Below are 14,174 nucleotides of genomic sequence, written 5' to 3'. Positions count from 1 at the left end.
ATCCGCTCCTCCCCGCTGCAAGGAAAGAGGCCGCCCCGTTAGGCGGGGGCGGCTCGCCATCATCATCGTTCATATCCCATTGACAACGCCTTTTGCGCATTGCGAACATCGTTATGCAGCAGCTGGGCAAGATCATATGCCGGGTAATAGCCGCGTTCATACATATAGTTGAACGCTTTTTCGTGCGTGTCAATGGCTTTGAGCAGATGTTTGACAAACGCTTTGCGCAGCACCGGCGTCGCCGCCTCGGTAATGGCAGCAGCATAATTACGCACTGCCGTTTTTGAAAAGCCAAGCAAGTCGCCAGCGTGCAAGGCGCGGTCGCCATCATCATGGTCGCGGCTTTCTTCCATCATAGGTGCCGCCGGAATGAAGGCAAGCAGCTCGCGCAAATTCGTTTCCAGCCCTTGAATCGTCTCAAGGTACAATCCTTTTAATTCAGGACAGTCGATTTTGCCGACCGCCTTTTTCATTTTTATGAGCCCATTTGCTTGAAAAGCGATCAGTTCATGCAGCTCCAACGTTTCATGCCAAGCCAAATGGCGATGGCCGTGCATCTGTCCATGCATATGGATCACGTTCTCCCCTTGTTTTTCATCGGTTGATTTCCATGTACTGTATATGCCTGCCAAAAGGAAATGGTCACTATTGTCCAAGCTTCCCGCACCAGCAAAAAAAGGCGTCCCGCGAAAAGCGAAACGCCTTCCTCAGTCACTGTCACAACAGATCCCCGCCGTCAAATCCATCGCCGCCATCAAACCAATCATCCACGTCCAACCCGTCAGCGACGTCATCGATCACATCGTCAAGCAACTCTTCCGCCACCATTCCCGCCAACATCCCGGCCGCAAATCCTCCAATGGCGCCAGCCCACCCATGTCCGCCATGATGCGAATGATGGACGGGTGGATAATGGCCAACTGGATGGCTATAAATAGGCGAATGCGGCGTTGCCAACGGATGCCCGCTCAGCTGGCCGAACGCCCCGGCCGCCCGCACCGCCTCTTCGATGGCTTCCCGAAGCAGACGGGCTGCCGTCGCCGAATCGCGAAGCTGTTCGTGAGTGATCAACAGCTCCCGTTTCATTTCGCGTTCCCCGCCAAAGCCGTGGCGGACGTCGATCTCCATATACAAACGCACCCCTTCTCCCTCGACAAGGGCAAAAAACTCGACTTCTTGGACGATCCCTTGAAATTCGCTCGTCGGGAAGAACGAAAATTCCTGGCCATGCGGCGTAATGCTTCCGGATGTCGCTTTCTCCCGGAATCCCAGGGCGGCCAAAGCGGAAAACACTTGCTCCAAGGCCGTCGGCGGCAAAATGTGAATGGCGTCTTGGTCATATGCATCCGCCCCATCGGCAATATCCAGCCGGGTGACGAACGTATAACGGACCGTTGGGCGGCTGATCGGCAAATGGAGCGGCAGTGCGTACGAAAACGGGAGCACTTTCCGCTCACCGGGCTGAATCGTAAACGAAGAAGCGACCGGGATCACCGCTGCGGTTCGGCGATATGCCTTTCCTTCCGCGTGCACTTCCAATTGCAATACGACATCTAGGTTCCGAATGTGTTGGGCGACCGAACCACCTTCCAGCAAAAATTCCCCTTCCAACGTTTCACCAAGGCGCACATGAGGGCGATGCAGCACAAGATCCACTTTGGCAGCGCCAATGCCGAATTTCGATAAAAACTTTTTCCACATCGAACCTCTCTCCTTTCATCAACCTAATTTCACACTTGAATTACGAACAAGCCGCCAACATGGTGTCACCGAAATAATTTGATCAACCCTAGGACGATCAACACAACCCCAGGCAGCATTGTCGCCTTTTTCATGATTCCCGTTTTCGACACCATGTACCCCAACAATAAGCCAACGCGGATGAACACGAGATTAAACATGCCAACTAACAGGGCAAACGAAAGCGGGGGAAAATGCAAAAGCGACGAACTGATCCCGGCGCCAAACGCATCCATCGACAGGGCAAGCCCGATCAACACCGCTTCTTTTTGGCTGATCGTGCCTGAACGATCAAGATCGCCAAGTTCGGGGCGTTTCAATACTTGAACAGCGCCGCTGAATCGGTTAGCCTCCCCTGCTCCATCACATTCCATAGATGAATCGCTTCCATCTCCCTTTGGCTTATAGACGTTATAAATCGCCCAACCGCCAAGCGCAATGAGAATGACTGAAGCAAGCCCTCGCTCGACTTGCAACGGCAAAAAAAGCGCCAACAGACGGCCGATGTTCATGGATGCAAACACCACCGCCCCGGACATGGATGCGATCAGCGCCAACGAAAAGAAGGAAAAACGGACACCACCCATTCCATACGTAATGCCTACGCTCAAGCTGTCCATGCTCACACTGAAAGCGAGCAAAATCATGGACACCCATAACCACATATGAATCCCCCCTGCCGTACGATATGCAATTCCGTACGGAGAGGGGACTTTCTTGCCATTCGACACGCATCGATTTCCGGGGAAATGTTTCCCCTTTTCTCGACATTATTCCCGCAAATGATACGGCAATGTCGCAATGACAACATCTTTTTTCATGATCAAGAAAAAGCGCAAGATGATGGCTGTTTGGTTATGCAAAAATGTATGCCACCATTTTTTCACGATAAATTGAGGCAAGAGCACCGTCACCGGCGCGCGGTCTGCTTCTTTTTCCGCTTTCGTGATGTATTCTAACAATGGCGACAAAATGGTTCGGTACGGTGAATAGATGACTTTCAACGGAATGTCCGGATAAAACTTCTCCCACTTTTGCTGCAGCTTTTGTTCGTCTTTTTCGTCGAAAATAATCGACAGTGCCGTAATGTCGTCGGAAATGCTGCGGGCGTACTGAACGGATTGGGCGACCACTTTGCTGACGCCGGAAATGGGAATAATGACTTTTGGTTTCAACATTTTCTCGCGCTGTTGCCACTCCCGTTCGTCAAGCCGCAGCTGCTCGCCAAGTTTTTTGTAATGCTCGTGAATTCGGATGAACATCCAGACGAACAGCGGAATCGCCACGATAACGATCCACGCTCCTTGCGTAAATTTAGCGACCATCGTGACGAGCGTGACCATCCCGGTGACCACCGCTCCCGTTCCGACGGTGAGCAGCACGCCGATCTTCCGTCCTTCTTCCCGTTTCCATAATTTTTTAATCAACCCACCCTGGCCGATAGTGAAGGAAAGAAAGACGCCAACCGCATAAAGCGGGATGAGCGAATGAGTCTCCGCATGAAAAACAATGATCAACAAGATCGCCAACACGCTCAATAAAATGATGCCATTGGAAAACACGAGGCGATCGCCCCGGGCCGCCAAGCTTCTCGGCAAAAAACCGTCCTTTGCCATAATCGACGTCAGCTGCGGAAATCCGGCAAAACTCGTATTCGCCGCGAGCACTAAAATGACCATCGTGGCCAGCTGAAACAAGTAAAACACAAGACCATTCCCAAATACATGACGCCCGATTTGCGAAATGACCGTTTGATGCTCGGTCGGAGTAACGCCGAATCCCGCCGCCAACACGGTGATGCCTAAAAACATCGTGCCAAGCAGCACGGACATCCACCCCATTGTAATCGCGGCATTTTTCGAGCTGTCCGGCCGGAACGCCGGCACGCCGTTGCTGATGGCTTCGACCCCGGTCATCGCCGAGCATCCTGACGAAAAGGCGCGCAGCAAAATAAACAAGCTGTAACCGGACGCAAACATGTGAGCGGTTGACGCATGCTCATGCATCGTAAACCCATGCCATCCTTCATGCCACAACTGCCACCCGCCGACAGCGATCATCACAAGAACGAAGCCAATGAACACATACGTCGGGTAGGCGAAAACCGTTGCGGATTCGGTAATGCCGCGTAAATTGAGCACCATTAAAAGCAAGACAAGAGCGACAGCGAGCTCCACTTTCCACGGCAGCAGCCCCGGAAACGCCGATGTCAGCGCGGCGACGCCGGAGCTGATGCTGACAGCGACGGTCAAGATATAATCGATCATGAGCGCCGCCCCAGCCACTAAACTGATTTTCGTCCCCAAATGGTCTCGGGCGACCACATACGCCCCGCCTCCAGACGGAAACGCGTAAATAATTTGCCGATACGACAACGTCACTAACAAGAGCAATACTAAAATCGCCACCGCGATCGGCAGCGAATAGAAAAAGACGCTTGTCCCTAATAAAGCAAGCACAAGCAAAATTTCTTCCGTCGCGTAAGCCACCGATGACAGGGCATCGGAAGAAAAAACGGCCAATGCCTTCCACTTAGGCAATTTTTCATGTTTCAACTGTTTCGTTTCCATCGGTTTCCCAATCAACAAACGTTTTAACGAAGCCATGCTTCCGTTCCTCCCTAAAGCATAAGAGTTGACTCATCGATTCAAAAGAAAAAACCGCTGAGGACGCACTCAACGGCTACAAATGTTCTAAAGCCATACTCGTCCCTCCCCAAAGCGCTTGCGAGGTTAGCTGTCGGGTTCGGGCTTGGAGAGATGCCCGTCCTTTCGGATTCACCCCTAGCAACGAGCGTTGCAACGATTGGGTCCCCCGCTCCATGCCGGATTCAGCGCATCGTATCAAATTATTCTTGCTTCCATATCTTACTCCTTTGCTTGTCCCTCCGCCAACCTTGAAAAAGGGGGAAAACAGCGAGTTTCTGGGCTTTTGGGATTATTTTTTCTTTATTATTTCCCCTTCGCTCACGCTCCTGACATTTTTCTGTTTTTCACTCATCCAATCATCATTTTCCCTTTCGGATAGCGGAACGGATCAGGCTGACGGCGCAGCGTGACCGCATAAGCGATCGTCAACGGGCCGACGCGGCCGGCAAACATCGTCAAGGCAATGATCACCTTTCCGAGCGGAGACAACTCCGGAGTCAGTCCCATCGACAGCCCGACGGTTCCAAACGCCGACGTCGCTTCGAATAAAATCATGAGAAAGTCTTTTCCGCGCTCGGTGATCGTCAGCACCATCGTCACAAACATGACGATAAACAGCCCGCTCATTGTCACGGTCAGCGACTTGTACACCGTATCGTACACGATCCGTTTCCGAAATAAAATGACATCCTCTTTCCCGCGGATTTGCGACCAAACCGCGCCGAGCAAGGTCGTAAAGGTCGTGGTTTTGATTCCTCCGCCCGTCGAACCCGGGGAAGCGCCGACAAACATAAGAAAAACGATCAAAAACAGCGTCGGTTGCGTCAAATCCGGGATGTTAAGCGTATTCGAGCCCGCCGTTCTCGGAGTGACCGCTTGGTAAAACGCGGACAAAAACTTGCCTGAGAGCGACAACGGCCCCATCGTCTTCGGATTATTCCACTCCAGCAGCAATATGAGCGCCATGCTGGCCACTAGCAGCCATGCCGTCGTGATGACCACCACCTTCGTATGAAGAGACAGCCGCCGTGTTTGCCGGTACTCATACACTTCATTCATGACAATAAATCCGATGCCGCCTAGTATAATTAAAATCGGCACGACAAGGCTCACGACCGGATCTTCCACATAGCCGGTCAAACTGCGAAATTCGCCCATCAAGTCAAAGCCGGCGTTGTTAAAGTTGGAAATCGCATGAAAGAACCCAAAGTAAACGGCTTTCCAAAACGGCATATCGAACGAGAAACGAATCGCCAATAGCAATCCGCCGATGCCCTCAATGACGACGGTAAAAACGAGAATGCGTTTTACGAGCCGAACAATCCCTTCGATGCTCAGCTGATTGAGCGCCTCTTGCAGCAACAACCGCTCTTTCAAGGAAATCCGCTTGCCGAGCAAAAAGGCAAACAACGTAGCAAATGTCATAAATCCAAGCCCGCCCACTTGGATCAGCGCTAAAATGACCAGCTGGCCGAACAACGTGAACGTCGTCCCGGTGTCGACGACGACAAGTCCGGTTACGCACGTCGCGGAAGTCGCTGTAAACAAGGCGTCTAAAAACGGCAGCCCCCTTCCATCGACGGTCGCAACAGGAAGCGTCAACAGCAGCGCTCCAATCAAAATAATGAGTGCAAATCCGGACACGAGAATTTTCGGCGGATCAAAAAATTTGCCTTTCGAATTCATTGACATGGCTTACCCCTTTCTCTTCATCCAATCCCGTATCGTTGTGGATGATGCATAGAAAAAATATACCAAAAACAAGCTTGTTCGGGTACTCAAACCATTTTCATCATAGGCATTCTTTCTGCATAATAAAATGGATAAAGGGCGTGGCCACCGGCTTCAAGAATGTGGATGCATTGAAACCTTTTCCGTCTCCGTTCGTCTATATGAATGGCGAATGGCAGTCCGACTGGGGCCACACAAGCATTGAAGCGCGGAAGGGGGCTTGCACCAGTCCCATAAAAACATTCCATTGACTTTTGGCAGCAGACGTATTATGCTACTTGACATGGAGACGTTCCGATGTAAAATCATGTAAGAATAAAACGTTTGTTGCTGTGGGCAACGGTTGTTGATATAAACATAGAAACATCGTTAAGAATACGAGGCAAAGGAGGAGAAGAGGACGTGAAGGCAATTTGGGAAAAATGGTTGAAAAAATGTCGTTCTCTCCCTAACCAATACATCGGCTTTTTTATTTTTGCCGTGCTCTTATTTTGGTTGAAGACGTACGCCGCCTATTTAGCGGAATTTAACCTTGGCATCAGCAACTCCATGCAGGAGTTTTTATTGTTCATCAACCCGATCAGCTCGGCGGTATTCTTCCTTGGGTTGGCGCTGTTGGCCAAGGAAACGCGTGTGTACAAATGGCTCATTATTATTAATTTCATCTTATCGTTCATTCTATACGCCAATATCGTTTATTATCGTTTTTTCAGCGATTTTATTACATTCCCGACGTTGACGCAAACGAAAAACTTCGGCGATCTCGGCAGAAGCATTTGGGAGTTGCTTCGCTGGTATGACGTGTTCTATTTCTTGGATACGATCATTTTGGCGGTGATCGTTTTCTCGAAGCGATTCTCGCTCCCGGAAGTGCAGGCCGGCCGATTCAAAAAAGGCGCCATTTTCGCTTCGGCCATTCTTATGTTCAGCATCAACTTGGCGCTCGCTGAGACCGACCGCCCGCAGCTCTTGACAAGAACGTTTGACCGCAACTATATCGTCAAATATTTAGGCGTGTACAACTATTTGATTTACGATGCGTTCCAAAGCATGAAATCATCGACGCAGCGGGCGTTCGCAAACAAAAGCGACATCACGACTGTGCTGAACTATGTGCAGGCGACGTATGCCAAACCGAACCCGAAATATTTCGGCGTGGCGAAAGGGAAAAACGTCATTTACATTCATTTAGAGTCGCTGCAAAACTTTGTGATTAACTATAAGTTGAACGGTGAAGAAGTCACCCCGTTCTTAAACTCGCTCACCCGCGATCCGAACACGTTCTATTTCGATAACTTCTTCCATCAAACAGGACAAGGGAAAACGTCGGATGCGGAGTTTATGCTCGAAAACTCGCTGTTTGGCTTGCCGCAAGGCGCTGTCTTTACGACGAAAGGACAAAACACGTATCAGGCGGCTCCGGCCATTTTGCACCAATACGGCTATACAAGCGCCGTCTTCCACGGCAACTACAAAACGTTCTGGAACCGCGATGAAATTTACAAGTCGTTCGGCTTTGACCATTTCTTTGACGCCAGCTACTACGATATGAACGATGAGGACGTGTTGAACTACGGCCTGAAAGACAAACCGTTTTTCCGGGAGTCGATCCCGCTGTTAGAAACATTAAAAGAACCGTTCTATGTGAAATTTATTACGCTGTCGAACCACTTCCCGTACCCGATCAGCGAGGAAGATGCGACGATCCCGCCGGCGACGACAGGCGACGGCTCGGTCGACCGGTATTTCCAAACGGCACGCTATTTGGACGAAGCAGTGAAAGAGTTCTTTGACTACTTGAAAAAATCGGGTCTGTACGACCGCTCGGTCATCATTTTGTACGGCGACCATTACGGCATTTCCGAAAACCATAACAAAGCCATGGCGCAAATTTTAGGAAAAGAAATTACGCCGTATGAACATGCGCAATTGCAGCGGGTGCCGCTGTTCATCCACGTGCCGGGCATAAAAGGCGGCGTCATGCACGAGTTTGGCGGCCAAATCGATTTGTTGCCGACGGTCTTGCACCTGCTGGGCATTGATACAAAAAATTACGTCCATTTTGGAACGGATTTGCTGTCACCTGAACATCAAGAAATCGTTCCGTTCCGCAACGGCGACTTTGTCACGCCGAAGGTGACAGCGGTCAACGGCAAGTACTATGACACGAAAACAGGCGAACCTCTTGAAAGCACGCCGGAAATTCAGCGGCTCGAACAAATCGTCCGTACGAAGCTTGACCTATCGGATAAAGTCGTCTACGGCGATTTGCTCCGGTTCTATACACCGAAAGGCTTCAAGCCGGTCGATCCGTCAAAATATGATTACAATAACCGTGAAGAGGGAAGCGATCAATGATCGCCTCCCTCTTTTTTCTAGCGCTGCAGCAGTTGCTCAATGGCCCGCTTCGCATTCACGTAACCCGCCCCATATACGTTCGGGTCGCGCCCTTTCCACAAATCGGCGCCGTCTTTTAACGCCTGCTTGATTTCATCCGGCGTTGCATTTGGTTTGGCCTGAAGCATCAACGCGACAATGCCGGCGCAAATCGGCGTCGCCATCGATGTACCGGACATCGATATATAATGGTCACCGACCCGGCTTTGCTTATTCATCTTGTCAAGAAATGAACGCGGGGCGCGAAGCGATATAATGTTGACCCCGGGAACGACGAGATCCGGTTTTGTCACCCCATACTCGGTCGGCCCTCGGCTCGAAAACGACGCCACCTCATCGTCGGCGCGCGTTGCCGCCGTATCATGATCGTCAAGAGCACCGACGGTAATGATGCGGTCGCTAATGCCCGGGCTTGAAATCGTCCCATAATTCGGCCCTTCATTCCCTGCCGCCGCACAGACGACAATGCCCTGATCCCACGCCCGCTCCGCGACTTGCACGAGCGGATCATCATTTTCTATCGGAAACGGCTGCGGCTCCCCTCCAAGCGATAAGGAAATAATATGGATTCGCTTAGTCGAGTTTTTCTTATTGTAATCCATGCACCATTCAATGCCGCGCATAATCGTTTCCAACGTCCCGCTCCCTGAACGATTAAGCACTTTAACGCCGATGAGGTTTGCCTCATACGCCGGGCCGGCATACAGCCCGTCCGACATGCGCCCGTTTCCGGCCGCATCGCCGGCGCAATGCGTACCGTGGCCGTTGTCATCATACGGGGTTGTGCGCCCATTGACAAAATCGACAAAGGCAGCAATCCTCCCCTCCAAATCCGGGTGCGGGTAAATGCCTGTGTCGACAATGGCGATCGTCACTCCTTTTCCGCTTAACTCCGTTCCGTTGACAGCCACATGTTTGGCATTGGCCGATGGGACTGCATTGTTTAACAGCGCCTTGACCTGCCGATTGAGGTACACTTTTTTCACTTTCGGATGCTCGAGCAGCTGCTCAATCGCTGCCGGCGTCACCCGTGCGCTGTAGAAGGGAACATGGCGAAAATGGTGGCGTACTTTCATACGGAAATGATCGCGTTCCGCCTTGGCCACTGCCTCCATCCCTTCAGCATTTTCGACTTCAACCAAGACGGAAATCGTCCGCCATTTCCTCAGCCATCGCTCCACCCAACCCTGAAAAATGCACGGCATGCGCATCATCGGCTGGTACATGTTGACGAGCGCATGACGAAGCGGACGGTCAAGCCGCCCTGCATGGCGGCGAGCGAGCTGCACGATCGAATAGGTGAACACATTCTTCCCCTCCTTGCGTGTTTTGCTATACTCATATGAGGGAAAGATCGCGAAAGAAGCGGCGAGCTCACCAAGACAAACAAACAAAAAGCTCGCCCAGCGAAAACTAGGCAAGCCTTTCTTATTTACATTCCAATCCGCTCCAACACAATGTATTTTGCTTTTCCTAAATAACGCTCCACTTGGCGCAGCACATTTTCCTTCTCCGCAAATGCCCCGACTTGCGTCCCATCCACGATGACGCGCGTCAAATCACTCCCACTTGGCGCCTGTCCCCCTCCTTCGTCCGGCCTGCTTGGCGGAGGATCGTTCGGAGCATTCGGTTTCTTCCGCAGCCCAAGCGCCCGCTCCAACCCGTTCACATGCCCGCGGGCGACCATGCGCAAAAAACGGGTATCATTCAGTTTTCTCGCATCCTCTTCCCGGTCAATAAATCCGTTCTCCGTGAGCACGGCTGGCATCGCGGTCTCCCGCAGCACATGAAAATTCGCTTTCTTTTTCCCACGATCGCGAAATCCCGTAGCTTTGACGACTTCTTCATGAATGGCATCACGAATGCGGGCTGTTGCCGAATCGTCATCGAGCCGATCATAAATATAATCTTCATACCCCGTGCCGCCACCGGCATTCACGTGAATCGCGACGTATAAATCCGCCCCCCATTGATTGGCCCGGTCTGTCCGCTCATCAAGTGACACCGTTTCATCTTTTGTCCGGCTTAGCTGCACGGAAACTCCTTCATACTCATTTTGCAGCAGACGGTTGATTTCAAGAGCGATAAACAACGTAATGTCTTTTTCCAACAACCCGTTGCCGACCGCGCCGGTATCGTTCCCACCGTGACCTGGATCGAGAAAAATTTTAACCATCTTTCTTCTCCTTTCACATCCTTCGTCGTTTCGGAATATGGCACTATTAGCATAAGCGTGGCACTCCAAAATGCCATAGATACTTCCCCAAGGCCAACAAATAAGGCGCAGTCAAAAAAACGACTGCACCTGACATTTCCGCTGATCGACTTGTTCGATATGATGAAAGCCCCCCACACAGCCGTACAAGAAAACATAGACCGCTGGGCATTATACAAACTGTCCACTCTCTTGGCTTCGACTGAACTTGTAAACAGCCAGAAGGAAAAAGGTCAGCGCAAAGGCGAGAAGAATCAACAGATGCCAATACAAACTTCCGAAAGAGCGCCCCTCCTGCAGCTTTACCAAACAATCGAGCGCCCACCGCTGCGGTATAAAATACGCCGCTTTTTGCAAAAATTTCGGCATCAGCTCGACCGGCCAAAAACAGCCGGCCAGCATGCACGTCGGCACCGTGACTAAGGGCTGCAGCGCCCCTGCGGAAGCGGAGCTGTTCGCAAACATCACGGTAATCAAAGACAAGCCGATTGCGGATAAAGAGAAAAGCAGGAGCACCAGGGCCATTTGCCACATCGGAATATTAGGATCAATATGAAAGATGTTCTTCATGGCCGCGATTGTCACGATGATTTGTGCCGTCATAATCAACAAATTCACCACGATATTCGATAACACATACGTTCTCGCCTGAATCGGCGTCGTTAATAAACGAGAATAGGTGCGCTCTTCTTTTTCTTTGATGATGATCTCCGTCAAATTTCCCGCTGACAGCAACATAATCAAGACCAAATACCCGATCGTTTGATACGTGACCCCTTTTTGTTTGGCTGTGTCGGACAGCGAGTGAACGGACAAGCGGAACGGCGCTTGTTGATACCGTTCATACATCTTCCAAAAGAGATCGCGATCCCCATTGGCCAATCGCCCCAATGTCGCCAGATGATCGATGTATTCATGCAAGTACGACTTGATGAACATCGTGATTTCCGCTCCCTTGAGCGAGACAAGTTCGATCGGCCGGGGCTGGCCGTGCTGAACGCTTTCGGAAAACCCTTGGGGGAAAATCAGCACGCCATCCACCTTTTGCGAGGTGATTTGGTCGTCCACCGCTGACAACTTTACGCTTTTCACGGATAGATGATCAATATTGTTCAGAAAACGGATCGCATCATCGGCAACCCGCCCATGATCCTCATTGACCACCCCGATGCGCACATCCTTGGCCGGGGAACCTCCGTAAGCAAACAAGGACAACAGAATCGCGGCCAAAGGGGTGCCGAAATAGAGCAAAAAATTCATTTTCCGACGAAACGTCCGCTTTAACGTATATTTCACCAACCAGATGACGTCATTCACCTTATAATCCCTCCCGTCTCGCAACCGACACGACGGCCACCACTAAAAACAGCGCCGCTATACCGATATTCAGCAGCATAGTAGGAACGACGCTTGACAAATCGTTCGCGTACACGATTTTGAAAATCGTGTCATTCATCCAAGAAAGCGGAGACAAATGAGCATACCATGCTGTTTCATCGATCGGAAAATAAGCGCCGCCGAAAAAGGTAGACAGCTGAATGATCACCATCGCAATCGTTCGCGCCGCTCCTTCCGTCCTTGCCATATAGCTCATCCCTAGACCAAAGCTGATGGCCAATACCACCTCGGTCAACAGAAGCAGCCATACGAGGCTGACGTGATGCCCCCAATCGGCATGAAGCACCCATTGGCTGAACAACATGACGACCACAACACAAAGAAAATTCGCCGCTACGTTCCCGGCCAGCTTTCCAATAAAAATCTCGCTTTTGCGAACAGGAGCAGCCAAAAGGCGGTCAGCCGTCTTCCGCGTCCGCTCCCCCCGCAGCAACGCACTGCCCGGCAATGCGCTGTACAACGCAATCATCGTTGTCATCGCCACCGCATAATAATCCATCGCTCCCGGTTTGCGCTTGGAATGCAGCGACCGTTCTTGAATATACTCATCATGCACACGTGTATTGGATGGAACAAAACCAGGCTTCACCTCGGAAACGGCCATCGCCAGCTGATATCGGCCGACAAACGCGGCCATCACCCCCTCTACAATGCTTCCTTTGATCTTGTTGCGCTCATTGGTGTACAACTCCACTCCATGCGGGCTGATCTCGATGTATCCATCCGCTTTTCCTTCCTGCACCGCTTTCGTTCCTTTTATATGGTCGGATGCCTTTTGAAAATCGATGTGGGCTTTCTTCGCGGCTTGGATCATCGTTTGAATATACGGCGACAACGGCCCTGCTTGTTGATCGTTGTACAAGACATGTACATCATCGACGGAAATCGTCCAGTGAAACGCGTTGGAAAGGGCTGTTCCTAAGATGAATATCAGTACGATCGGAAACAGCATCATAAAAAACAGCGTCCGGACATCACGAAAATCACTTTTGATTTCCTTGGCTGCAATGCGAAAAATATTCAAAAGAAGCACCTCCTTCGCATGATGACACTTCAAACCTCTAATCCCGCAAATTTCTCCCCGTCAGCGCCAGAAAGACCGTTTCCAAATTCGGTGATTTGTCTTCCAGCGAACGAATTTCGACGCCGTCATGGATCAGGCATTGCACAATTTCGTTTAAATTATTGACACTGATATCCGAACTGATTTTGATCATATTTTCTTCACATTGCACCGCCTTGACCCCGGGAATGTCTTGAAGATGTTGCTTGTTGAGCCGATCCATCCCCCTAATTTCCAGCCAAATATCTTTTGTATCGGTGATAATCGCTTCCAGCTGTTCCTTTGTCCCCTCGGCGATGATCTTTCCATGATCAATGATCGCGATCCGTGTGCAAATCTCCTCCACTTCCTCCATATAGTGGCTTGTATAAATGATCGTACATCCCATCTCATTGAGCTTTTTGACCGAAGCCAAAATATAATTTCGCGACTGCGGATCGATGCCGACAGTTGGTTCATCCATAATGATGAGCTTCGGCCGATGGGCAAGAGCGCAGGCGATATTGAGCCTCCGCTTCATCCCTCCTGAGAAATGTTTCGGATAACTTTTGCGCTTATCGCTTAAACCGACAAACTCGAGCGCCTCTTCCACCCGCTGGCGCAACTGTGCGCCGCGCAGTCCATACAACCCGGCAAAAAATTCAACATTTTCATACGCCGTTAAATTTTCATAGATGGCGATCTCTTGGGGAACAATGCCGATATGCCGTTTGGCAAACTGGCGATGCTTGGCGATGTCCTTGCCGAGAATCTTGATTTCTCCCGCGTTCGGGCGCAACAGCCCGGCAATCATATTGATGGTTGTGCTTTTTCCTGCTCCATTGGCTCCGAGGAATCCAAAAATTTCCCCTTCGGCAACCGTAAGAGACATATGATCGACAGCGATGAAGTCACCAAATTTTTTGGTCACTTGTTTGATCTCTAACATGTTCATCGTTCCACCTTCTTTCCATGCTTGGTATTATGGATTATAGAAAAAAAG

Annotated in this window: 11 protein-coding genes and 1 riboswitch; of the genes, 1 reads left to right on the top strand and 10 read right to left on the bottom strand. The window is 50.7% G+C overall.

Features of this window, described 5'->3' with window-relative positions:
• Window positions 1-62: 62 nt before the first annotated feature.
• From A0V43_RS16520 to A0V43_RS16500, 5 genes are all read right to left on the bottom strand, one after another.
• Complete coding sequence (locus tag A0V43_RS16520; RefSeq protein ID WP_128578085.1) at window positions 63-569, bottom strand: spore coat protein; 507 nt, start codon at window positions 567-569, stop codon at window positions 63-65.
• A gap of 148 nt (window positions 570-717) precedes the next feature.
• Window positions 718-1,701 carry a sporulation protein gene (locus A0V43_RS16515; RefSeq protein WP_013144030.1) on the bottom strand — a complete coding sequence of 328 codons (984 nt, stop codon included), beginning with the start codon at window positions 1,699-1,701 and terminating at the stop codon, window positions 718-720.
• A gap of 65 nt (window positions 1,702-1,766) precedes the next feature.
• Window positions 1,767-2,405 carry a sporulation membrane protein YtaF gene (gene ytaF / locus A0V43_RS16510; RefSeq protein WP_063193583.1) on the bottom strand — a complete coding sequence of 213 codons (639 nt, stop codon included), beginning with the start codon at window positions 2,403-2,405 and terminating at the stop codon, window positions 1,767-1,769.
• A gap of 105 nt (window positions 2,406-2,510) precedes the next feature.
• Window positions 2,511-4,346: an APC family permease gene (locus A0V43_RS16505; RefSeq protein WP_063193582.1), complete on the bottom strand. Its 1,836-nt coding sequence runs from the start codon at window positions 4,344-4,346 to the stop codon at window positions 2,511-2,513.
• A gap of 100 nt (window positions 4,347-4,446) precedes the next feature.
• A riboswitch (cyclic di-AMP (ydaO/yuaA leader) is annotated at window positions 4,447-4,586 on the bottom strand.
• Between the two features lie 150 nt (window positions 4,587-4,736).
• Complete coding sequence (locus tag A0V43_RS16500) at window positions 4,737-6,074, bottom strand: TrkH family potassium uptake protein (RefSeq protein ID WP_063193581.1); 1,338 nt, start codon at window positions 6,072-6,074, stop codon at window positions 4,737-4,739.
• Between the two features lie 447 nt (window positions 6,075-6,521).
• On the opposite strand from A0V43_RS16500, the gene A0V43_RS16495 reads away from it, so the two are divergent.
• Entirely contained in the window at window positions 6,522-8,477 is a 1,956-nt protein-coding gene (locus A0V43_RS16495; protein WP_063193580.1) for a lipoteichoic acid synthase, read from the top strand.
• A gap of 17 nt (window positions 8,478-8,494) precedes the next feature.
• Here the strand turns inward: A0V43_RS16495 and A0V43_RS16490 are convergent, their stop codons facing one another.
• The 5 genes from A0V43_RS16490 to A0V43_RS16470 form a co-directional block, all read right to left on the bottom strand.
• A complete protein-coding gene (locus tag A0V43_RS16490) occupies window positions 8,495-9,823 on the bottom strand; it encodes a S8 family serine peptidase (RefSeq protein WP_063193579.1) in 1,329 nt (442 codons plus the stop codon).
• 125 nt (window positions 9,824-9,948) lie between these two features.
• Window positions 9,949-10,692, bottom strand: a complete 744-nt coding sequence (locus A0V43_RS16485; protein ID WP_063193578.1) for an N-acetylmuramoyl-L-alanine amidase family protein — start codon at window positions 10,690-10,692, stop codon at window positions 9,949-9,951.
• Between the two features lie 210 nt (window positions 10,693-10,902).
• Window positions 10,903-12,048: an ABC transporter permease gene (locus A0V43_RS16480; RefSeq protein ID WP_063193577.1), complete on the bottom strand. Its 1,146-nt coding sequence runs from the start codon at window positions 12,046-12,048 to the stop codon at window positions 10,903-10,905.
• A 1-nt stretch (window position 12,049) separates the two neighbouring features.
• Window positions 12,050-13,153, bottom strand: a complete 1,104-nt coding sequence (locus tag A0V43_RS16475; RefSeq protein ID WP_063193576.1) for an ABC transporter permease — start codon at window positions 13,151-13,153, stop codon at window positions 12,050-12,052.
• A gap of 37 nt (window positions 13,154-13,190) precedes the next feature.
• Window positions 13,191-14,126, bottom strand: a complete 936-nt coding sequence (locus tag A0V43_RS16470) for an ABC transporter ATP-binding protein (protein ID WP_063193575.1) — start codon at window positions 14,124-14,126, stop codon at window positions 13,191-13,193.
• Window positions 14,127-14,174: the final 48 nt, after the last annotated feature.

The organism is Geobacillus sp. JS12, assembly GCF_001592395.1.
Classification (GTDB): Bacteria; Bacillota; Bacilli; order Bacillales; family Anoxybacillaceae; genus Geobacillus; species Geobacillus zalihae.
This window is presented reverse-complemented; position numbering and strand designations above follow the sequence as displayed.